The organism is Tuberibacillus sp. Marseille-P3662, from assembly GCF_900178005.1.
GTDB lineage: Bacteria > Bacillota > Bacilli > Bacillales > Sporolactobacillaceae > Marseille-P3662.
This window is the reverse complement of record NZ_FXBS01000006.1, coordinates 1130004-1152407: the sequence shown is the minus strand read 5'-3', so window position 1 is coordinate 1152407 and position 22404 is coordinate 1130004. Positions and strand designations below refer to the sequence as shown.

General features: G+C 41.8%; 18 protein-coding genes. 17 read left to right on the top strand and 1 reads right to left on the bottom strand.

What is annotated here, in order from left to right:
* Nucleotides 1-62 precede the first annotated feature (62 nt).
* The 17 genes from B9Y89_RS14460 (at nucleotide 63) to glnA (ending at nucleotide 21116) form a co-directional block, all read left to right on the top strand.
* Nucleotides 63-857 carry a TIGR00282 family metallophosphoesterase gene (locus tag B9Y89_RS14460; RefSeq protein WP_085523904.1) on the top strand — a complete coding sequence of 265 codons (795 nt, stop codon included), beginning with the start codon at nucleotides 63-65 and terminating at the stop codon, nucleotides 855-857.
* A 100-nt stretch (nucleotides 858-957) separates the two neighbouring features.
* A complete protein-coding gene (locus tag B9Y89_RS14455; RefSeq protein ID WP_085523903.1) occupies nucleotides 958-1218 on the top strand; it encodes a stage V sporulation protein S in 261 nt (86 codons plus the stop codon).
* A 105-nt stretch (nucleotides 1219-1323) separates the two neighbouring features.
* Nucleotides 1324-2253 (top strand): dipeptidase, encoded by a 930-nt coding sequence (locus B9Y89_RS14450; RefSeq protein WP_085523902.1) that lies wholly within the window; start codon nucleotides 1324-1326, stop codon nucleotides 2251-2253.
* Nucleotides 2254-2457: 204 nt separating this feature from the next.
* The gene (gene tdh, locus B9Y89_RS14445; protein ID WP_254901261.1) at nucleotides 2458-3498 is read left to right on the top strand and encodes an L-threonine 3-dehydrogenase; all 1041 of its coding nucleotides are present in this window, start codon (nucleotides 2458-2460) and stop codon (nucleotides 3496-3498) included.
* Nucleotides 3499-3534: 36 nt separating this feature from the next.
* The gene (locus B9Y89_RS14440) at nucleotides 3535-4713 is read left to right on the top strand and encodes a glycine C-acetyltransferase (RefSeq protein ID WP_085523900.1); all 1179 of its coding nucleotides are present in this window, start codon (nucleotides 3535-3537) and stop codon (nucleotides 4711-4713) included.
* A 140-nt stretch (nucleotides 4714-4853) separates the two neighbouring features.
* Nucleotides 4854-6422 (top strand): tRNA (N6-isopentenyl adenosine(37)-C2)-methylthiotransferase MiaB, encoded by a 1569-nt coding sequence (gene miaB, locus B9Y89_RS14435; protein ID WP_085523899.1) that lies wholly within the window; start codon nucleotides 4854-4856, stop codon nucleotides 6420-6422.
* Nucleotides 6419-6850 carry a YlbF/YmcA family competence regulator gene (locus tag B9Y89_RS14430; RefSeq protein ID WP_085523898.1) on the top strand — a complete coding sequence of 144 codons (432 nt, stop codon included), beginning with the start codon at nucleotides 6419-6421 and terminating at the stop codon, nucleotides 6848-6850. The genes miaB and B9Y89_RS14430 overlap by 4 nt, the downstream gene beginning before the upstream one ends.
* A 229-nt stretch (nucleotides 6851-7079) precedes the next feature.
* On the top strand, nucleotides 7080-7640 hold the full coding sequence (gene cotE / locus B9Y89_RS14425) for an outer spore coat protein CotE (RefSeq protein ID WP_085523897.1): 561 nt from the start codon (nucleotides 7080-7082) through the stop codon (nucleotides 7638-7640).
* A gap of 114 nt (nucleotides 7641-7754) precedes the next feature.
* Nucleotides 7755-10364, top strand: a complete 2610-nt coding sequence (gene mutS / locus B9Y89_RS14420) for a DNA mismatch repair protein MutS (RefSeq protein WP_085523896.1) — start codon at nucleotides 7755-7757, stop codon at nucleotides 10362-10364.
* 12 nt (nucleotides 10365-10376) lie between these two features.
* On the top strand, nucleotides 10377-12251 hold the full coding sequence (gene mutL / locus B9Y89_RS14415; RefSeq protein ID WP_085523895.1) for a DNA mismatch repair endonuclease MutL: 1875 nt from the start codon (nucleotides 10377-10379) through the stop codon (nucleotides 12249-12251).
* Between the two features lie 574 nt (nucleotides 12252-12825).
* Nucleotides 12826-14481, top strand: coding sequence for a Na+/H+ antiporter NhaC family protein (locus B9Y89_RS14410; RefSeq protein WP_085523894.1), 1656 nt, complete (start codon nucleotides 12826-12828; stop codon nucleotides 14479-14481).
* Between the two features lie 215 nt (nucleotides 14482-14696).
* Nucleotides 14697-15644: a tRNA (adenosine(37)-N6)-dimethylallyltransferase MiaA gene (gene miaA / locus B9Y89_RS14405; protein ID WP_085524754.1), complete on the top strand. Its 948-nt coding sequence runs from the start codon at nucleotides 14697-14699 to the stop codon at nucleotides 15642-15644.
* Nucleotides 15645-15676: 32 nt separating this feature from the next.
* A complete protein-coding gene (gene hfq, locus B9Y89_RS14400; RefSeq protein WP_085523893.1) occupies nucleotides 15677-15907 on the top strand; it encodes an RNA chaperone Hfq in 231 nt (76 codons plus the stop codon).
* 241 nt (nucleotides 15908-16148) lie between these two features.
* A complete protein-coding gene (gene spoVK, locus B9Y89_RS14395) occupies nucleotides 16149-17102 on the top strand; it encodes a stage V sporulation protein K (RefSeq protein WP_085523892.1) in 954 nt (317 codons plus the stop codon).
* Nucleotides 17103-17120: 18 nt separating this feature from the next.
* Nucleotides 17121-18359: a GTPase HflX gene (hflX, locus tag B9Y89_RS14390; RefSeq protein ID WP_085523891.1), complete on the top strand. Its 1239-nt coding sequence runs from the start codon at nucleotides 17121-17123 to the stop codon at nucleotides 18357-18359.
* A gap of 23 nt (nucleotides 18360-18382) precedes the next feature.
* A complete protein-coding gene (locus B9Y89_RS14385; protein WP_441351505.1) occupies nucleotides 18383-19639 on the top strand; it encodes a methionine gamma-lyase family protein in 1257 nt (418 codons plus the stop codon).
* A 142-nt stretch (nucleotides 19640-19781) separates the two neighbouring features.
* Nucleotides 19782-21116 (top strand): type I glutamate--ammonia ligase, encoded by a 1335-nt coding sequence (gene glnA, locus B9Y89_RS14380; protein WP_085523889.1) that lies wholly within the window; start codon nucleotides 19782-19784, stop codon nucleotides 21114-21116.
* Nucleotides 21117-21220: 104 nt separating this feature from the next.
* Here glnA and B9Y89_RS14375 read toward each other — a convergent pair whose 3' ends face one another.
* Nucleotides 21221-22378 (bottom strand): tyrosine-type recombinase/integrase, encoded by a 1158-nt coding sequence (locus B9Y89_RS14375; protein WP_085523888.1) that lies wholly within the window; start codon nucleotides 22376-22378, stop codon nucleotides 21221-21223.
* Nucleotides 22379-22404 lie beyond the last annotated feature (26 nt).

The following is a 22404-nucleotide window of genomic DNA, read 5'->3' as shown; positions in this document are numbered from 1 at the left end:
TGTTTTACAGCGTGACTTTGCGTTATACTAAAAGTGATACATAAGTTAGAAAGGATTATGGCATGAGAATTTTATTTGTAGGAGATATTTATGGCAAAGTTGGTCGGCAAATGGTGGATGACTATTTGGCTCGCATTAAATCCCATTACAGACCGACGATGACCATTATTAATGGTGAAAATTCAGCGGGCGGAAGAGGGATTACGGAAAAAATATATAAGTCCTTAATGGAAGCAGGAGCGGATGCGATTACTCTAGGTAATCACGCCTGGGATAATAAAGATATTTTCGAATTCATTGATCAAGCTAACAAGCTTGTCAGACCCGCGAATTTCCCGCCGGGAACCCCAGGTGAGGGCATCAGATTTGTGAACATGAATCAGATAGAAGTGGCTGTAATTAATTTACAAGGGCGAACTTTTTTACCGGCGATTGAAGATCCGTTCAGAACGGCAGATACCTTAATTGAAAAAGCTAAACAACGGACAAATGTCATTTTCGTTGATTTTCATGCAGAAACCACGAGTGAGAAAGTGGCTATGGGCTGGTATTTACAAGGTCGGGTTTCCGCTGTTATTGGTACACACACACACGTTCCAACGGCTGATGAACGCATTCTTCCTGAGGGCACAGCTTACCAAACAGATGTCGGCATGACGGGACCTTACAACGGGGTCATCGGTGTTAATCGAGATGCAGTCATCCGTAAATTCAAGACAAGTTTACCTGTTCGATTTGAAAGTGAGACAGGGCGTGGTCAGTTGAGTGCTGTCATCATCGATATTGATCCATCAACAGGGCAGGCGACAAAAATTAAACGACTTTTAGTTAATGATGACCATCCGTTCAATGACTAGTCTTTTGAATTCTTAGAAAATTTTTTGAATAAGCAGGAATACAGGGATCCTCCAAGGAATATAGATACTATGGGACGTCAATACCAAAGGAGGTACAGAAATGGACGTATTAAAAGTTTCAGCAAAATCGAACCCGAATTCAGTCGCTGGTGCCCTTGCTGGTGTCTTACGTGAGCGTGGATCAGCGGAAATTCAAGCGATTGGAGCGGGTGCGCTAAACCAGGCGGTAAAATCTGTAGCTATCGCAAGGGGGTTTGTTGCGCCCAGTGGTGTCGATCTCATTTGTATCCCTGCTTTTACGGATATTCTCATTGAAGGTGAAGAACGGACAGCCATCAAATTGATTGTTGAGCCGCGTTAAACCGATTTCAGATAACCTGTTTGTTCATACCTGAGCAAGCAGGTTTTTTCATGGGATGATATAATCAAAGAGTTAGCTCTAACTTAGAAGGTAGGGGGTATGACGATGAAATTATTTGATGCTCATTGTGACGTATTATACAAGATGCATCTTGATTCAAGCGTTGATTTTGCTCGTAGTGATCAGTTACATATTGATTTGGAAAGTTTGCGGTCGTCAGGGGCTAAAGTGCAGTGTTTTGCTTTGTTCGTCCCGGATACCGTCCCGCAGGAGATTAAGTTTAAAACCGTGCTCGATATGATCGATATCTTTCACGAAAAAATCATTGCCCCTTACGATGATGTTGTCCATGTTCGTAGCAAACGGGAGATTGCTGAATTAGGGGAGGGTCAAATCGGAGCAATGTTGACCCTGGAAGGCTGCGATGCTATTGATACGGATCCTGTAAAAATGCGTACATTGTTCCGTCTAGGGGTTCGAGCAGTGGGGCTGACTTGGAATAATGCCAATGCGGTTGCCGATGGTGCGCAAGAAAGTCGGTGGAGCGGACTAACTGACTTTGGACGTGAGGTCGTGCGGATGAACAATGATTTCAACGTTTGGACCGATGTTTCCCACTTGTCTGAACCCGCATTCTGGGATGTTTTGGACATCGCCAAGTATCCGATGGCATCTCATTCTAATTGTAAAACATTGTGTGATCATCCTCGTAATTTAACCGATGAACAAATTAAAGCTCTATTGGCTCAAGGTGGTGTCATGGGTGTGACGTTTGTGCCTGATTTTTTAAATACGTCAGGTGAAGCAAATATTCAAGATATTTTGTACCACGTTGATCATATTTGTTCCCTCGGTGGTGGAAAACAAATTGGCTTTGGGTCAGATTTCGATGGGATCGATCATACACCGGAACACCTGAGCTCATACGCCGACTATCACCATCTTATTGACTTGTTATTAAAACATTATTCAGAAGATCAAGTGCAAGGCTTTTTATTTAACAATTTTTATGCAGCCTTGCCGAAATCCATTTGACTTCATCTTAAACGGCAGCCGTTGGGTTGCCGTTTATTCTATACATTTATGGCGGTTAAAAGAAATCGATTGTTTTAATTTCTGTCTTCAATACACATGTGTTCTTTCACAGTGGACACACCGTTTTACGTCTTCACTGTTTAATGATAAAATGATTGTGGTAACAAAATTGATCCGCTTTTTATGATTGAAGGAGTGTTCACTGTGGAAGGAAAGATGAAGGCGATCATCAAACATCATCGTGGATATGGCGCTGAATTGCAGATGGTCGATATTCCGCAAATTTCACCTGATGAAGTGTTAATTAAAGTGAATGCAACATCTATATGTGGGACGGATGTGCATATATATACTTGGGATGATTGGGCTGCTAGCCGTGTCCAACCACCATACGTATTCGGACATGAATTTTCCGGAGAAGTCGTTGAACTTGGGCGAAACGTGGACAGTGTCAACGTAGGTGATCGCGTGTCAGCAGAAACGCATATTGTTTGTGGGACGTGTAAGCAGTGCTTGGAAGGAAAGTATCATATTTGCCAAAACACCCAAATTATTGGTGTTGATAGGAATGGCTGTTTTGCCGAATATGTCGCACTTCCAGCCAAGAATCTATGGAGGAACAGTCAAGAAACTTCAGACAACATGGCATCAGTTCAAGAGCCGATGGGGAATGCGTTACAAACGGTATTCGCTTCTGACGTCGCTGCGAAGGATGTCGCAATTATTGGCTGCGGACCGATTGGACTTATGGCTGTCGGTATTGCTAAAGCTGCCGGCGCTCGTCAAGTGATAGCTATTGATTTGAATGACTACCGGTTGGATCTTGCGGAAAAGATGGGAGCTACGACGATTCTTCATGCAGGAAATACTGACCCGATTGCCGAAGTGTACGCACGAACGCATGACAATGGCGTTGATGTTGCCTGCGAAATGTCCGGTGCACCGATTGCCGTTAAGCAAGCGTTACAAATGACGACCAATGGCGGTGATGTGAATATATTGAGTTTGCCGACCCAAGATGTACCGGTTAATTTCACGGATGATGTTGTATTTAAAGGACTAAAAATCCAGGGGATTACTGGCCGGAAAATTTTTGAAACGTGGCAACGTGTCTCCGGATTGCTAGCATCCGGACAAGTTGATTTAACACCAATGATGACCCATGAATTGCCACTTGAAGACTTTGACAAAGGCTTTGAGTTAATGGTTCAAGGGCAATGCGGCAAAGTCGTTTTACGACCATAACAATGAGTCAATTGATTCAATAAGGAGGCATCATTCATGAAAGAACAGTTTGCTTATCTACAGAATGAATTAGATCAAATGAAGGAACAACACACATTCCGCGAATTGACCCCCCTACAATCCGAACAAGGATCGCGTGTGACCATTGATGGGCAAGACGTCATTCAATTGTCATCTAATAACTACTTAGGATTGACGGATCATCCGCGGCTCAAGCAAGCGGCTATAGACGCTGTTGAAGCTTATGGGGCTGGAACTGGATCTGTCCGTACAATTGCCGGTACACTTGATATGCATAATCATTTAGAAGCTAAGTTAGCTGATTTCAAACATACCGAAGCTTCCCTTGTTTTTCAATCGGGTTTCACAACGAACCAAGGGGTGCTGTCATCCATTTTAACTGATCAAGATGTGGTCATTTCCGATGAACTGAATCACGCGTCAATCATCGATGGTATTCGATTAACAAAGGCTGCACGTAAGGTTTACAAACATGTTGATGTCAATTCCTTGGAAGAAGCGCTTCAGGCCTCACACGATTACCGTGTGCGTCTCGTCGTCACAGATGGGGTGTTCTCGATGGACGGTAACATTGCACCGTTACCGGAAATTGTAGAGCTCTGCGAGAAATATGATGCGATCCTGATGGTCGATGATGCCCATGCCAGTGGTGTTTTGGGACAAAATGGCCGCGGAACGGTTGACCATTTTGACTTAAATGGACGAGTTCATATCCAAGTAGGTACTCTTAGTAAAGCAATTGGTGTCTTGGGGGGCTATGTAGCCAGTACGCAAACCCTTCGCGATTACCTTATTCACAAAGGACGTCCGTTCTTATTCAGCACCTCACATCCACCAGCTGTGACAGAAGCTTGTTCGGCTGCCATTGATGTCTTACAAGAAGAACCTGAATTAATCGAGCGTCTATGGGATAATACTCAATTTTTCAAAGAAGGACTGAGGTCTTTAGGATTTGATACAGGTAAAAGTGAGACCCCGATTACACCAGTCATCATTGGTGACGAGGCCCAAACTCATGACATGTCTGATCGACTATTTAATCATGGCGTGTTCGCGCAAGGGATTGCGTTTCCAACGGTGCCAAAAGGGAAAGCTCGTATTCGTACAATCGTCACTGCTCAGCATACGAAAGAAGAGTTACAAGAAGCGCTTAATGCTTTTGAGAAAGCCGGTCAAGAATTGGATCTTCTTTAAATAGAATCGACCCCTGGAACGATAATTTCCAGGGGTCTTCCGTGTAAGATGACATCTATCAAGAATTCATGTTTGTTTCAAAGACTTGAAACCTTTATAATATAAAAAGATGTCATCATGCAAGTGAAAGGAGATTCTGCATGGACGAGAAACATAGACAACACCACGATATTGTGGAGCCGAATACAAATCAATCCTCATCGGGTGAAAATAAAGCCCTTAAAGATAAAACGTCCGCTGATTTTGCCAAGTATTTTGAGCAAACGTTTCAGCCACCTAATTTAAAAGAAGCCCGTCGTCGCCGGAAAAAGCGGGTCGAATACTTAGATGATTTCTCGATTCCAGAAGATATTCAAGGGATCGGAGAAGGGCGTAAGTATTTAATTCGAACATATGGCTGTCAAATGAACGAGCATGATACCGAAGTCATGGCCGGGATATTAGAGGAAATCGGTTATGAAAGTACCGATCAAGACGAAGAGGCAGACATCATTTTATTGAATACGTGTGCGATTCGTGAAAATGCCGAGAATAAAGTGTTCGGTGAGATTGGCAATCTGAAACATCTCAAGCAAGAAAAGCCGGAGTTAATTCTGGGCGTTTGCGGATGCATGGCGCAAGAAGAAGCCGTTGTGAATCGCATCATGCAAAAGCACCAGCACGTTGACTTGATCTTTGGCACTCATAACATTCATCGGTTACCACACCTAGTTAAAGAAGCATTCTTTAGCAAGGAAATGGTTCTTGATGTCTGGTCTAAAGAAGGTGACGTGATTGAAAACTTGCCGCGGCGGCGTAAAGGCAATATTCGTGCATGGGTGAACATTATGTATGGTTGTGACAAATTCTGCACGTATTGTATTGTACCCTATACACGCGGGAAAGAACGCAGTCGTCAGCCCGAAGAAATCATCGAGGAAGTTCGTCATTTGGCCCGTCAAGGCTACAAAGAAATTACGTTGTTAGGTCAAAACGTTAATGCGTACGGAAAAGATATTAATGATGGCGAATATCGTTTGAGCGATTTAATGGATGATATTCGTACGATTGCGATTCCGCGTGTTCGATTTACAACTAGCCATCCATGGGACTTTACGGATGATTTGATAAACGTTCTGGCCAAAGGCGGGAATTTGGTTGAACACATTCATTTACCTGTACAATCCGGAAATTCTGATGTCCTTAAGATTATGGGTCGGAACTATAGCAGAGAATCTTACCTTGAATTGTTCTATAAATTGAAAGAAGCGATTCCGCATGCGTCATTCACCACAGATATTATTGTGGGCTATCCGAATGAAACGGAAGAACAATTCCAGGATACGTTGTCACTCGTTGAAGAATGCCAATTTGATGGAGCCTATACGTTCATTTATTCTCCACGTCCCGGCACACCGGCCGCCAAAATGGAAGACAATGTCTCCCAAGACGTCAAGAAGGATCGCTTGCAGCGTTTAAATGAGCTGGTTAATCAACAGTCAGCGAAGAGTAATGAAAAATTTCAAGACAAAATGGTCGAAGTTCTCGTTGAAGGCGTTAGTAAAAAGGACGAAAATGTGTTGACAGGTCATACTAGGACGAATAAAGTCGTTAATTTCCGCGGCCCACAATCACTTATTGGTGAACTCGTCAATGTTCGTGTGACCCAAACCAAAACATGGACCTTGGATGGAGAAATTGTTGAAGAAGCAGGAGTGGTTAACGAATGAGCCAATATACAAAGGACGATATCATCAAAAAAGCTTATGAACTATCCGACATGGTGACAAAAACCGAGGAAGTGGATTTCTTCAAACGAGCTGAGTCACAAATCAACCAAAATGAACGCGTCCAACAATTGATTAAACGGATTAAATTATTCCAAAAAGAATCCGTTAATCTGCAACATTATCAGAAACATGAAGCCCTAAAGAAGAATGAGGCTAAGATTGATCAACTCATGGCTGAACTCGATGAGATTCCGATCGTTCGCGAATTCAAACAGTCACAAACGGAAGTGAACGATTTGTTGCAACTCATTTCAGTGACGATTTCGAACAAAGTTACCGATCAAATTGTTGATTCAACCGGCGGTGATCAGCTGACGGGACGAACGGGATCGGAATTAAGGTATAATAGTGGCCAAGGTAGCTTCTGACTCACATTTGTGAGTCAGAAGCTTTTTTTTGTTCATCGGGTTTGAGATAGACGTGCACCCAATGAGTTAGCTGGCATAAATTATTACCAAGCGCCATTGTCACAGGCCATGTGATGAATCACAAACATCCATTCAGGGGGCAGTGCGGGGCGTTTGATAAGATTTTCGCACACTAGTTATTCGCCCTGCATACGATGGCAGAGAAGAATGGTTAAGGAGGTTTGGACTCGTGTCAGATTATGAAAAAGCTTTTCGCGAGATTATAACTAAAGCCGTTTGTGGTAAGGGTAAAAAGTTCAGTCAAACAGCACACTCCATCTCACCGACACACAAACCGTCAAGTATCTTGGGCTGCTGGGTGATCAACCATAAATACAAACCTCACTACAAGAAAGATTGTGTGGTTGTTGAAGGGAGCTATGACATAAATATTTGGTACTCCCACAGCAATAACTCAAAAACAGAAGTAGTGAGCGAAACGGTGCATTATCGTGATGAGGTCACCTTAAGCAAAAAAGACAAAAATGTTCAGTCAAACAATAACGATATTGCCTGTCATCCAATTCAAGAACCGAATAGTTTAGAAGCGAATGTGTCACCAAACGGCAATAAAATCGTTGTTCAAGTTGAGCGAGAATTCCTAGTGGAGGTCATTGGCGAAACAAAAGTCAAAGTCCAAGTCGATGATGACGGATTTATTTTTGAAGACGATGACGAATGGGAAAACGAACTGGATGAAGCATTTGAAGATCTTGATTCTGATTTTCTTGTTGATGAACTTGAAGAATAACCAACTAGGAAGAGTGATTCTTCCTAGTTTTTTTCTTTAATCTATCTTTATGACCTAGTCCTCATAGTATGATATAATATTTGTCGAATAGACACGGAAAAACGGGTGGTTTTTATGGCCAATACACCAATGATGGAGCAATATCTAGCAATCAAAGAAAATTATCAAGATGCCTTTTTATTTTATCGGCTGGGTGATTTCTATGAAATGTTTTATGATGATGCACTGCTTGCCGTAAAAGAACTAGAAATCACACTAACATCACGCGATGGTAAATCAGACAATCCAATTCCCATGTGTGGTGTGCCTTATCATTCAGCGGATCAGTACATTCGGCAGCTTGTGGATCGAGGGTATAAAATTGCAATATGTGAGCAAATAGAAGATCCTAAGGATGCTAAAGGTGTTGTTAAAAGAGAAGTGATCCGGTTGATCACACCCGGAACGGTGATGGACGGACAAGCTTTAGATCCGAAAAGTAATAATTACATAGCGTCGGTATCGATATGTTCTGATGCCAGATTCGGATTTGCTGTGATTGATTTATCAACCGGCGAAAGCCGCGTAACGACGATTGATGACCGGTTTGTGTTGATTCAAGAAATTTTAACGTCTGGAGCTAGAGAGATCGTGATTGATCCTGCGAACGATGAAGATTTACCGACGGAAATCACAGCTTCGAATAATCTGACAGTATCGTATGAATCCGAAACGGCAACACCTGAACGTCTACAGTATTTAGCGGACCAGCTATCGGAAGAGCAACATCGATTGACTTATACCCGATTACTCAACTACTTGAATCGGACCGGCGGGCTTGCTTTGGCACACTTGCAGCCCCCTGTTCCCTATACAGTTGATGAGTTCATGACGATTGATACGAATTCGAAGCGTAATTTGGAATTGACATCAACCATCCGTGAGAATAAGAAATACGGTTCACTTCTCTGGTTATTAGATCACACCATGACAGCAATGGGCGCACGTAAGTTGAAACAATGGATTGAAAAACCGCTCATTGACCAGGAAGTGATTCATCAACGATTGGATGCTGTTGAAGCCTTCATTAATCACTTCTTTGAACGTGAATCTGTCCGCGAAGCGTTAAAGCAAGTCTATGACTTGGAACGCGTCGTGGGGCGGGTTGCTTACGGTAATGTCAATGCCCGTGAGCTTATTCAGTTGAAACACTCTTTACAGCAAATCCCTGAAGTGGTTGCGTCTCTTAGTCAAGTGGCATCTGAGTATCTTCAACAACTCGTTAGCGACATTGATGATTGTCACGATGTTATGACCATCATTGATCAAGGCATCATGGAAGACCCTCCACCGACAATTACTGACGGAGGTATGATTCAAGACGGTTATAACACGCAATTAGATGATTATCGTTACGTCAGTCGCAACGGGAAAGAATGGATCGCCGGTTTACAAAAAAATGAACGTGAAGCAACCGGGATTAAATCATTAAAAGTCGGCTATAACAAAGTCTTCGGTTACTATATCGAGGTAACAAAACCAAATTTGCCGCTCTTACCCGAAGGACGCTACGAACGAAAGCAGACACTAACGAATGCGGAGCGGTTCATTACACCTGAACTTAAGGAAAAAGAAAAAATGATCATGGAAGCTGAAGATCATTTGATTGATTTGGAGTATGAGCTCTTTCAAGATATTCGTGAACAGGTGAAAGCTCAATCGGAACGCTTGCAAAAACTAGCCAAAACAATTAGTACTATCGATGTTTTACAAAGTTTTGCCGCCTGCAGTGATCAATATGATTATGTCCGTCCGGAATTTTCAAGGGATCACGCCGTTCATTTGACTGATCAGCGTCATCCAGTTGTTGAACGTGTTATGGACGATGGAACGTTTGTCGCCAATGATGTCCACATGAGTGATGACGATGATATTTTGCTGATCACAGGTCCGAATATGGGAGGTAAAAGTACCTTTATGCGGCAGACGGCATTGGCAGCGGTAATGGCGCAGATGGGTTGCTTTGTACCGGCTTCAAAAGCGATTATCCCTGTGTTTGACCAGATTTTTACACGGATCGGTGCGGCGGATGATCTTGTTTCTGGACAAAGCACATTCATGGTTGAAATGATCGAAGCACAGAATGCCGTCCGCCATGCGACGAAGAACAGCTTGATCCTCCTTGATGAAATCGGCAGAGGAACATCAACGTATGATGGCATTGCGATTGCACAGGCAATCGTTGAGTATATCCACCATCATATCGGTGCGAAGACGCTGTTTTCCACGCACTATCACGAATTAACCCAATTAGAAGGGGACTTGCAGCGACTTAAAAATGTTCACGTCAGTGCAATGGAAAATGAGGGCAGTGTGGTATTTTTACACAAAGTTGAAGAAGGTTACGCTGATAAAAGTTATGGGATTCATGTCGCTCAGCTGGCTGAACTGCCTGACGAACTCATTCAGCGGGCAACCGAGATTTTATCTGAGTTGGAACATCCTGAGGAAAAGCAAGCGAAAACCGACGGCTCATACATTCAGGAGCAACCAGAACAATTAACTTTTTTTGTTGAACCCGAAACAGCAGCTAGTCAGCAATCAGCCGTTCAGGAAGAGGACCAGTCAGGCAAACAAGTAGCAGCTCTCCTCAGTCAGGTTGAGCGCCTTGATTTATTAAATATGACGCCCATGGATGCGATGAATGAGTTATATAAGATCCAAAAGCAACTAAAACGATCTTAATGGGGTGGTAGTATGAGTAGAATTCACAAACTCAATGACGCTTTGGCCAACCAAATTGCTGCGGGTGAAGTTGTTGAACGTCCCGCGTCAATTATTAAAGAGTTGGTCGAAAACAGTCTTGATGCCCATGCTAAGAATATCCAAGTTCATATTGAAGAGGGCGGACTTAGTAAAATCCAAGTGATTGATGATGGCGACGGATTCAGTCCCGATGATTGTGAATTAGCTTTTGAGAGACATGCTACAAGTAAGATTCATACGGAACGCGATTTGTTTCATATTAAGACATTAGGCTTTCGCGGTGAAGCGCTCCCGAGTATTGCATCGGTTTCTCATGTCGATTTGAAGACAAGTAATGGTACAGATCCTGGGCGTCGTGTCGTCTTGCAAGGTGGGCATCCAATCCAATCTACCTATGCAAGCAGCCGCAAAGGAACGGATATTACCATCCAAAATTTGTTTTATAACACGCCGGCTCGTCTCAAGCACTTAAAAACAGTTCATACGGAACTTGGCAAAATTACTGATATCATGAATAAATTGGCCTTGGCCCATCCCGATATTAAATTCGGTTTGACGCATAATGGAAAATCATTGTTTACCACCAATGGTCAAAATGATCTGGCCCAAGTGTTAGCAGCTATATATGGGGTGCAAACGGCTAAAAAGTCGATTGCATTCACCACCGAATCATTAGATTTTAGCGTTTCTGGCCGTCTAGTGAAACCAGAAGTTACTCGTGCTGGTCGGCAGTATGTGTATATTTTTATTAATGGACGCTATATACGGAGTTATCCAATTTTCAATGCGATTATGAACGGTTATCATACATTACTTCCAATTGGCCGATATCCGATCGCCATGATTCATATCACCATGGATCCAGGTTTGATTGATGTCAATGTTCATCCCGCTAAGTTGGAAGCAAGAATTAGTAAAGAACAGGCGCTGTGCCAATTGGTGGAGCAAGGGATTAAAGATGCTTTTCATGAATTGAGATTGATTCCTGCTTTCGGGCATCAGCAGCCAAAACGTCCCAAACAAGTCTCTGAACAAACGAATATGGACTTTCGTGATGGGGGCGGCGGGCAAGTACCTGAACCGGTCAATCATACCCAATCAGCGCATCAGGCCTATGACCCATCCATTCCCGAGAGAACGTCAACCCAAATTTATGAAAATACAACGGATTTTGAACAGGTGAAAGTGGAAGAGGGATTAACGGATGCTGATGACTTTCCTTCAAGCCCGTTAGAGGAAACTGACCCGGGGGATGAACCTGAATCCCGTGAAAATCATCACGAGCGGATGCCTGAGCTTCATGTTATTGGTCAACTGCACGGCACCTACATTTTGGCACAAAACCATGAAGGGCTTTATATGATCGACCAGCATGCGGCCCAAGAACGAATAAAGTATGAGTTTTTTCGAGAAAAAGTGGGGGAAACGGAACACGATATCCAAGAATTATTGGTACCGATGACATTCGAATTCACGCCAGCGGAGTACACGGTCATTGAACAACATGTCGATGATTTAGAGTCCCTTGGCATTCATATACAGCCATTTGGCCAGCACTCACTGATTGTTACATCTCATCCTAGTTGGTTTCCAAAAGGCGAGGAGAAAGAAACGATTGAGGATTTGGTGAATCAACTGTTAGAAAATGAATCGATATCGATTAAAAAGTTACGTGAAGACCTAGCGATCATGATGTCTTGTAAACGTTCCATCAAAGCCAATCGTTATCTAAACGATCAAGAAATTAATGCACTGTTAACACAACTGGGACAAGCAAAGGAGCCGTTTACATGTCCGCACGGCCGACCGGTTATTGTTCATTTTAGCACGTATGACATGGAGAAGTTATTTAAACGTGTTATGTGAGATTAAAATAATGCATTCACTACGGGATACTCATTAGATCGCTGTTGGCGGCGATCTAATGAGTATCTCTTTTTATGGTTTTGACTGCAGGTATTTGCTCCATATTTTTTGTGATTTTTTCTATAATATGGATAAGCGAACGAGAGGGAGGGTGATGAAAGCTTACTGCTATTATCGTCGACAGAGAAGGGTATTCCATATTGACAATATCCTTGGGTGGCAATTAATTCGACATTGCCATAGCATCATAATAAGACGAACGATTGACATGGGTTGTTGTCAATCGTCTATGATATTAAAGGAATTTTTATTCATTTTTCTTATGTTGACGGATGTCTATAATTAGTTTTGTTAACCAAAAAGTTTGGATTAAAGCGGAAAACATCCCGATGAGGGCCCACAATATTGTCGTTCGTTGAATTTTTTTTGTTTTTATCATAACCCAACCTCCGGATTGTTTAATGATTTTATATTTTGTTATAACAAAGGTTAATATGTATTGTGATTTCATGGCTCTTGTATTGATACGGATAAAATATGGATAAATCCTAATAATAGCGAGAGAGGTGATTACATGGATACAGCATCATGGCTCTCTTTATTGCCATTTCTCATCGTTATTCCGGTTTCCATATTGACAAAGCAAGTGCAGCCAGGACTATTTGTTGCTTTGTTATTAGGAAGTTATTTGGTTGATCCCTCTTTACTAGGTGGCATACAACAATTCATATCATATATTGTTGATAATACGGTTAAGTCATCAAACATTAGGATTATTATATTCTTATATGGATTTGCAGGATTGATTAATTTAATTAAAATGGCCGGTGGCATCAAGGGATTTGTAGATCTTGTCAGTCATAAAGTAAAGACTAAAAAAAGTGCTTTAGGACTGACATGGTTAACAACGATAGGTACTTTCAGCGATCCAGATTTTCGAATCGTGACGATAACCCCCATTATGAAAGCCCTACGCAAACGCCTTAACATGTCAAAACGGCGAATTGGGATTGTTATTGAAGTGACATCTAACCCTATTGTTGCCTTAGTCCCTATAGCAACCGCTTTTGTGGGTTATATGGTTCAGGTGATCAATAGTTCGTTACAAAATGCGGGGATTAATCAGGGGGCATATGTGACTTATGTCAAAAGTATCCCATTTAACTTTTTTTCTTTTGTGATAGTTCTTGTAGGGATTTATTACACATTCTTTGTCCATCCCAAAGGGGAAAAAGATCATCAATTTGAAGGGACAGCTCCCGATGATGTTCAATCATCAAAGGCCTCTTCAGAGGGCGCACCTGAAAAACAATCAAAACCCGATCATACGGTTGAACATGCAGAGGAAAGTGCTGTCAATCCGAGCGATCTTCATCAAGTCCCGTCATCAAATAATGTGAGCCAAATCAATCAAAAAAAATATAATGAGGAATATGCTCGACATCCAGAAGCTGCCGACAATCATATTCAAGCTGATAAACTTGATCACTCAAACGACCAACAACAGCAGGAAAATGAACAAAAAAGCCATGACGAAAACGATGACACACCACCGTCTCGTCCATGGAATTTACTTCTCCCCTTAGGCATCATGTTAATATTAACATTGTTCTTAAGTTGGTGGGATGGTCATTTTAAAGCCCAATCCTTTCTCCAATCCTTCATAAAAGTTGATGCATTAGGAGTCATGTTAGAAGCCTTATTGATTGCCATTATTTTTGCGGTCATCTTAGTGATGTTTCAAAAATTTAAGGTATCGAAGATTGTCACTCATTTTATCGAAGGTGGTAACCAATTGATGTCAGTTATTGTTTTACTTGCATTAATTTGGGGGCTTTCTGCAGCTTCTGAGGATTTAGGATTTTCAGATTATGTGACCGCTCATGTTCAAGGATGGATTCCCACGATGTTAATCCCGCCTGTCATATTCGTTCTTGGTGCGCTGATTTCTTATTTTATCGGATCATCTTGGGGGACTTGGGGATTGCTTATGCCTTTAGGGGTCATGTTGGGACATCAGGCTGATGCCAATATACTATTGGTTATAGGTGCTGTTTTTGCGAGCGGGACATTCGGTGCTTTTGCATCACCACTTAGTGACAACACGGTCACACTCTGTACCATTCTTGATCTGCCCGTGGTCGACTATGCAAAGTCAAAGTTAGTGCCAGCCTTAATTGCCGCTGGAATAACGGCAGTATTGTTTACTGGGGCAGCTTTTATCCTATAAAATAGGTCAATTAATAAAGGGTCCGAACTATAGCAGGATATCAACAGAAGTCAAGACAAGCTCAAGATGGGGAGGTTGTCTTGACTTCAATAAAGTCTAAGAATGACACGGTTGTTAAAAAACAAAGGAATAGCTATACTGAAAGACTAGGTTTAAAATATAATGTAAATAAACATGATCAAAGAATGTATTGGGAAGAGGGGAGTATCACCATCATGAACGAACCCTTGCTAGCGATTGTGGGTCCTACGGCTGTTGGAAAGACTGATATTAGTATTGCCTTGGCGCAAGCCTTAAATGGTGAAATTATTAATGGTGATGCTATGCAAGTTTACCGTGACCTTTCCATTGGTACAGCTAAGATAAAAAATAACGAAAAACAAGGAATCTCTCATCACTTACTTGACATCTTGTCTCCGCTTGATTCATATACAGCTGCCGATTTTCAGCACGATGTTCGTCGCCTTATTCCTGACATCAGTGGACGCGGGCATCTCCCAATCATAGTCGGGGGAACGGGCTTATATGTGAAAGCTGCTACACATCGTTATCAATTTACAAACGATCATCAGGATCCGGCTTATCGTAAGAAGCTAGAAGATATTGCACTCGATCAAGGGAATCAAGTTTTGCACGATCGGCTGAATGCTGTGGACCCTAAAAGTGCTGAGGCGATCCACCCGAACAATGTCAGGCGTGTTGTTCGCGCCTTGGAAATTTATAAGCAAACAGGAATTCCTAAAAGTCAGCAAGAATCAGATCAACAGCTTCAGCCACTGTACGACCTGACTGTCATTGGCCTCAGCCTGCCTCGTGACATTCTTTATGAAAGAATTAACCATCGTGTTGATCAAATGATGGAGCATGGCTTGCTTGAAGAAGCTCGCTGGTTATATGATCTGGAACATCACGGCACCCAATCAGCTCAAGGGATTGGTTACAAAGAGTTATTTAAATACTTTGATGGTGAATGGAATCTTGAAACCGCCATTCAAAAAATTAAAAAACATACTCGACAGTTTGCTAAGCGGCAATTTACTTGGTTCGAACACCAAATGGACGTCATGTGGTTTGACATGACAGATGCCCTAGATGATTTTTCGAAAAAAGCCGATGAAATCGTTGAATTTGTTGCAGGAATGTACCAACATAGGTCGAATTAAACTGATAGAGAGAAATGAGGAGGGTTTGGCTTATGAAGCAGTCCGTCAACATTCAAGACAGCTTTCTGAATCAAATACGCAAAGACAATATTTTCGTGACTCTGTTTTTAATCAACGGTTTTCAACTAAAGGGACATATTAAAGGCTTTGATAATTATACCGTCTTGATGGAAACGGATGGTAAGCAGCAATTGATTTTTAAGCACGCTATTTCAACATTTGCACCTGCAAAGCCCGTTAAGTTTTCCGATGATAACGGATAAGCCCCTTAAAAAAGCTCCCGGTAATTCCGGGAGCTTTTTAATAATATTTCCCCGGTAAGCGCAAGAATCGACGGATATCATGGCTCTACAACTTTATTTGACAAAATTTTCGGAACATATTTCCTTTATATCAATTTGTTAAGAAATTGGTATTTGTAAAAATGGAATGTTGCTCATATGCTGTATTAATGAGCGTGACTAGGAAAGGCAATCCCTCCAAAAAAGCAGCGGGGTGAACAACATGACAGACAATATGACGGTGAGGCAGCAAGGCCGGATTAATGTTGTCTTTAATCAACAAGATAAACAACAACAGGCTTCCCGGCGATTACCGAAAACAGCTGATATTAAAGCTAAGATGAATGACCAGCCGTTGAAAGATTTGGAGAAGAAGCTAAACCAAATGGTTGGTATGGATATGGTGAAAGAAACAGTCAAGGAAATCTATGCATGGATTTATATTAATCAACTGAGACAAGAACAGAATCTTAAGACCGAATCACAATCATTACACATGATTTTTAAAGGGAATCCGGGAACGGGGAAAACGACAATTGCTCGTTTGATTGGAGAATTGTTCCGTGACATGAATGTGTTGGAAAAAGGCCATTTAATTGAAGCGGAACGGGCTGACTTAGTGGGAGAATACATCGGTCAGACAGCCCAGAAAACACGTGATTTAATCAAAAAAGCTTCTGGCGGTGTTTTGTTTGTTGATGAGGCTTACGCATTGGCCCGCGGCGGTGAAAAGGACTTCGGAAAAGAAGCCATTGATACATTAGTGAAGCACATGGAGGATAAAAAAGGGGAGTTTATTTTAATATTAGCCGGCTATCCTAAAGAAATGGATGAGTTTTTAAGGTTAAATCCAGGATTACCATCACGGTTTCCCAATCATATATCCTTTCCAGATTATAGTGACAATGAGTTGATGCAAATCACGCAGCAAATGCTCGATGATCGAGAGTACCGGATGACAAGTGAAGCAAAAGCTAAGTTCAGTCGACATTTACAACATAAGTTAATGATGCAGCACCAAGGATTCAGCAACGGACGATATATTCGCAACATGATTGAAAAAATGATCCGGCGCCAGGCTGTTAGGCTGATGCGTGAAGGCAGTATGGATAAGGAGTCCTTATTGACCCTAAGGATTGGTGACATTATGATTGAAGATAGTGATGAATATGAATAAAGGCAGGGACTCATATCAATGGAAAGCATTGAACAAGCAATACTCGTCGGATGCCGGTTACCCGATTCCCATCCCACTGAATATGAATACTCAATGCAGGAATTAGCTGCATTGACAACGACAGCAGGTGGCGAAGTGGCTACCGTGGTAACACAAAGCAGGAAACGAATTGAACCTTCTACTTATATAGGCAAAGGTAAATTACAGGAATTGGCCAACCTTGAAGCGGAGATGCAAGCAGACACGGTGATTTTTAACGATGAATTGTCGCCAAGTCAACATGCACAGATTAGTAAAAACTTAGAAAGTAAAATTATTGACCGAACTCAACTCATTCTTGATATCTTTGCTTCTCGTGCAAGGTCTAAGGAGGGTCAGTTGCAAGTAGAGCTGGCTCAGTTGCAATATATGCTGCCACGTCTAAGTGGTATCGGTGAACAACTTTCCAGGCTCGGTGCGGGGATTGGTACACGCGGCCCCGGTGAAACGAAATTGGAGATTGATCGCCGGCACATTCGCGGCCGGATCAGTGATATTAAAAAGCAGCTCGATACCGTCGTTAAGCACCGTGAACGGTATCGCGAGCGCAGAAAAAGTAATCAATCTTTTCAGATGGCATTGGTTGGTTATACAAATGCCGGCAAGTCCACCCTTTTTAATCAATTAACGCAAGCCGGAGCGCTTGAGGAAAACCAACTATTTGCCACATTGGATCCATTGACACGCAAAGTTCAAACACCAAGCGGGTTTACTGGCCTATTAACGGATACCGTGGGATTTATACAACATTTACCGACCTCGTTGATTGCAGCTTTTAGATCAACCTTAGAAGAAGTCAAAGAAGCTGATTTGATCTTACATGTGATTGATGCATCACATCCCGATTATAGACAACATGAGACGACGGTGAATCAGTTATTAACTGAACTCGGAGCAGGCAACATACCCAAATTGTTGATTTTTAATAAGAATGACCTGACCCATGATAATGTCCTCCCGTCATTTAAAAATGCTTGTCACATTTCGGCTTATCAGCAAGAAGATATTAACTATCTAAAAGGCGTTATTGAAGATAAAATAAAAGAGCAAAGTTCACCATACGAAGTGATGGTGACCCCTGAGGATGGTCGGTTTTTATCAGACCTTTATAACCAAACCATCGTTCAAGAGAGACAATGGGATGAGGCCGAGCAATCCATCTTTATCAAAGGTTTTGTTAGACAAGATTCCCCATTTAGCCAGCAATTAAGAACCTAGAGTAAAAGCACTAAGGAGCTACTATAATTATGAAGCAAACAACCCATTTAACGAACATACAATCCATGGCTGAAGAAGCTGAGGCCAAGATTCAACCACAAATGAAGCAAATTGACCAGATTGCCGAAGCTAACCAATTTCGCGTCATTAAAAGTTTTCAAGAGCATCAAGTCAGTGATACCCATCTAACAGGAACAACAGGATACGGCTATGATGACCTTGGAAGGGATACTTTGGAAGCTATTTATGCTGATGTTTTCGGAGCAGAAGATGCGCTTGTCCGCCCACAAATCGTGTCTGGAACCCATGCCATAAGCACTGCCTTTTTTGGCGTCTTGCGCCCTGGTGATGAGTTAGTCTACATCAGTGGTAAACCTTATGACACGCTTGATGAAGTGATCGGGTGGCGAGGCAATGCATCGGGGACATTGCAAGACTATGGTATTCATTGCCGCTGGCTGCCGTTAACATCTGATAATGAGATGGATTCTAATGAAGTCCTAAATGCGATAACTGGACAAACCAAGATGATAGCTATTCAGCGCTCACGTGGTTACGAAAGTCGTCCGTCCTTTTCAGTTGGGGATATTGATAAGATGATAAAGCTGATTAAAAAGGCTCATCCTGAAATCATTGTTTTTGTTGATAATTGTTATGGTGAATTTGTTGAAGAATTGGAGCCGCCGCATATCGGAGCTGATCTTATTGCCGGGTCACTGATTAAAAATCCTGGCGGTGGGTTGGCGAAGACTGGGGGATATATCGCGGGACGAACATCGCTGATCGAACAATGTGCCGGGCGAATGACAGCGCCAGGTATTGGTAGAGAGGTCGGTCCGGCTTTCTCCGGATTAGATTTAATGTATCAAGGTTTATTTCTCGCGCCGCACGTCACCGCTCAGGCCCTCAAAGGGGCTGTATTCACAGCAGCTTTGCTGGAAGAAGCGGGATATCAGGCTTCACCGACATGGTATGAATCAAGAACGGATTTGGTCCAAACCGTTTCGTTTAACACGAAGCAAGAATTAGTTCAATTTTGCCAAATGGTTCAAAAACACTCTCCAATCAATGCGCATGTGAAGCCATATCCAGATGATATGCCAGGTTATGATGATCCCGTGATTATGGCTGCAGGTACCTTTGTCCAAGGATCAAGCATAGAGTTAACGGCTGATGCCCCCTTACGATCACCTTATGTCGCTTATGTCCAAGGAGGTCTAACCTATGAACATGTTAAAATCGCCGTGTCACAAGGTTTGGAAACAATAATAAGTACATAAACAGGATATTGGCTGGTGCCATGTTTTTTATTGTAAGAAAATATAACATAAAACATGACCGCTCTAAACGGCTATAGTATGCTGACCCTATCAAGTTACTAGAAAGATCATCAAAAAATAGTTTGGGAGGAACACTGATTTTATGAGCCAATATTCTCGCGAAGACATTATGAAAATGGCTGAAGAAGAAAACGTTAAATTTGTACGCCTGCAATTCACGGATCTGTTAGGCATTATTAAAAATGTTGAGATTCCTGTTGATCAACTGCCTAAGGCGTTAGATAATGATATGATGTTTGATGGTTCCTCTATTGAAGGATTTGTACGGATTGAAGAATCGGATATGATTTTGTATCCTGATTTGGATACATGGGTCGTTTTCCCATGGACATCAGAAAAAGGCCGTGTCGCCCGTCTGATCTGTGATATTTACAGCCCTGATGGCACACCGTTCGAAGGGGACCCTCGTACTGTTTTGAAACGACAGTTAAAGGAAATGGAAGACCTTGGTTTCACGCATTTTAATATCGGACCGGAACCAGAATTCTTCCTCTTTAAAATGGATGAAAAGGGCGATCCCACGCTTGAACTGAATGACAAAGGCGGTTATTTCGATTTGGCCCCAACGGATCTTGGTGAAAACTGCCGACGTGATATTGTGCTTGAGCTTGAAGACATGGGTTTTGAAATCGAAGCTTCTCACCACGAAGTTGCTCCTGGGCAGCATGAAATTGACTTCAAATATGCTGATGCGGTGACAACGTGTGATAATATCCAAACGTTTAAACTCGTTGTTAAAACCATCGCCAGAAAGCATGGTTTACATGCGACCTTTATGCCAAAACCGCTTTTCGGTGTCAACGGATCGGGTATGCATGCTAACATGTCATTATTTAATGGCAAGGATAATGCATTCTATGACCCTGAGACCGAATCGCAATTAAATGATACGGCTATGCAATTCATTGCCGGCGTTGTCAAACACGCTCGCGGGTTCACTGCTGTAACGAATCCTATTGTGAATTCATATAAGCGGCTTGTACCAGGATTTGAAGCCCCAAGCTATGTGGCTTGGTCGATGCAAAACCGTAGTCCTCTCGTCCGTATTCCGGCTTCTCGCGGCTTGAGCACACGTATTGAGGTTCGAAGTGTAGATCCATCCGCCAATCCATATTTGGCCATGACAACGATGCTCGCTGCTGGTCTTGACGGTGTCAAAAACAAAATGACCCCACCTGATCCCGTTGATAAGAATATTTACGTCATGGATCAAGAAGAACGGGAAGAGGAAGGCATTCAAGACTTGCCAGCAACATTAAAAGAAGCCATTGAGCTACTTAAAGCGGACAAAATTATCAGCGAATCCCTTGGAGAACATACCTTAGAACATTTCATCGAATCAAAAGAAATTGAATGGGATATGTTCCGCACGCAAGTCCACCCGTGGGAACGCGATCAATATATGGCTACCTATTAATCTTTGAATCCCTTGGCGCTCAGGCGTCGAGGGATTATTATTTCTTGGGTGTTTTGAGGTTTAATGAGGGTGAGTTATGTGGGTACCCAAGCAACACCCAAGAATTATTCTAAAATCGTATTCATGTAATCATCATATTGATCCATCGAATCATTATCAATTTTGTCACTAATATGCGAGTAAATATCAGCCGTGATTTCTATGCTTTTGTGACCAAGCCTTTCTTGAATGTATTTCATACTTGCCTTAGATTCCAATAGAAGTACAGCATGAGTATGTCGAGTTGAGTGAATGGGGAGCTTTTGAAGTCCAGCGCGTTTAAGAATGCGTTCAAAAGCATTAAACAAACTAGATTTAGGCAAAAATGAACCGTCTTTTCTAGCAAAAACCAAATTTGACTTATGATCGTAAGCTTCATTGAGAATAAGTTTGTTATCGTTTTGATATTTCATGTGCATCCGTAAATCATCAGCTAACAACTTGTTTATTTTGATCACCCGTTTTGAATGATAAGTTTTTGTATCACCAAATATCTCATCTCTTGTCTTAGCCTTGAAATCTAACGTTTTCGTAATTTTAATTTTGTTTTCTTTGAAGTCAATATCATCCCACTGAAGGGCAGCGGCTTCACCTTTTCTCAAACCCGTGTTAATCAACGTTTTAAAGTAAATGTAATAAATATATCCGTATTTATAAGCTGTTTTCAAAAACAAAGAAATATCTTCACTTTTCATGTATTTCAGGTCATCACCATTTTTCTTAGGCTTAATTTTAATTTCAACGTCTAGACAGGGGTTTTTCTCTAATTTACCCATAGAGACAGCTTTGTTTAAAGCATTGAACATCGTCCCATGAATAATCTCAGTAGTACGCTTGCTATAATCCTGCTGATCCTCGTCAATAAGATAATTAATAAATTTTTGGTACATCATAGGCTTAATATCCGTTATGTTGATGTCCTTAAAATAAGGGATGATGTGATTTTCAACATTGTGTTCATGAAGCTCATACGTATTCTTGCTAACGTTGTTTTCCTTGAATGTTGTTAACCATTCCCTAAGATAATTTTTCAAGGCAAACGGAGTGTCGTATTCGTTTCCATTAAGCAATTTTTTCTCCATTTCCTGCGCTGCATAACGTGCTTCTGGCTTAGTTCTGAATCCACGTTTTGATTTTTCCTTAGGTTTTTGAGTAAAGGGATCTTCATACACGATTCTATATTCCCATTTACCCTTATGTTGCCTGTAACTAATACTGCTCATTTACATTTCTCCTTTCAGTTTATCGG

Coding starts and splice junctions, on each gene's coding strand:
- B9Y89_RS14460 (WP_085523904.1), top strand. CDS start 63: ATGAGAATTTTATTTGTAGGAGATATTTATGGCAAAGTTGGTCGGCAA.
- B9Y89_RS14455 (WP_085523903.1), top strand. CDS start 958: ATGGACGTATTAAAAGTTTCAGCAAAATCGAACCCGAATTCAGTCGCT.
- B9Y89_RS14450 (WP_085523902.1), top strand. CDS start 1,324: ATGAAATTATTTGATGCTCATTGTGACGTATTATACAAGATGCATCTT.
- B9Y89_RS14440 (WP_085523900.1), top strand. CDS start 3,535: ATGAAAGAACAGTTTGCTTATCTACAGAATGAATTAGATCAAATGAAG.
- miaB (WP_085523899.1), top strand. CDS start 4,854: ATGGACGAGAAACATAGACAACACCACGATATTGTGGAGCCGAATACA.
- B9Y89_RS14430 (WP_085523898.1), top strand. CDS start 6,419: ATGAGCCAATATACAAAGGACGATATCATCAAAAAAGCTTATGAACTA.
- mutS (WP_085523896.1), top strand. CDS start 7,755: ATGGCCAATACACCAATGATGGAGCAATATCTAGCAATCAAAGAAAAT.
- mutL (WP_085523895.1), top strand. CDS start 10,377: ATGAGTAGAATTCACAAACTCAATGACGCTTTGGCCAACCAAATTGCT.
- B9Y89_RS14410 (WP_085523894.1), top strand. CDS start 12,826: ATGGATACAGCATCATGGCTCTCTTTATTGCCATTTCTCATCGTTATT.
- miaA (WP_085524754.1), top strand. CDS start 14,697: ATGAACGAACCCTTGCTAGCGATTGTGGGTCCTACGGCTGTTGGAAAG.
- hfq (WP_085523893.1), top strand. CDS start 15,677: ATGAAGCAGTCCGTCAACATTCAAGACAGCTTTCTGAATCAAATACGC.
- spoVK (WP_085523892.1), top strand. CDS start 16,149: ATGACAGACAATATGACGGTGAGGCAGCAAGGCCGGATTAATGTTGTC.
- hflX (WP_085523891.1), top strand. CDS start 17,121: ATGGAAAGCATTGAACAAGCAATACTCGTCGGATGCCGGTTACCCGAT.
- glnA (WP_085523889.1), top strand. CDS start 19,782: ATGAGCCAATATTCTCGCGAAGACATTATGAAAATGGCTGAAGAAGAA.
- B9Y89_RS14375 (WP_085523888.1), bottom strand. CDS start 22,378: ATGAGCAGTATTAGTTACAGGCAACATAAGGGTAAATGGGAATATAGA.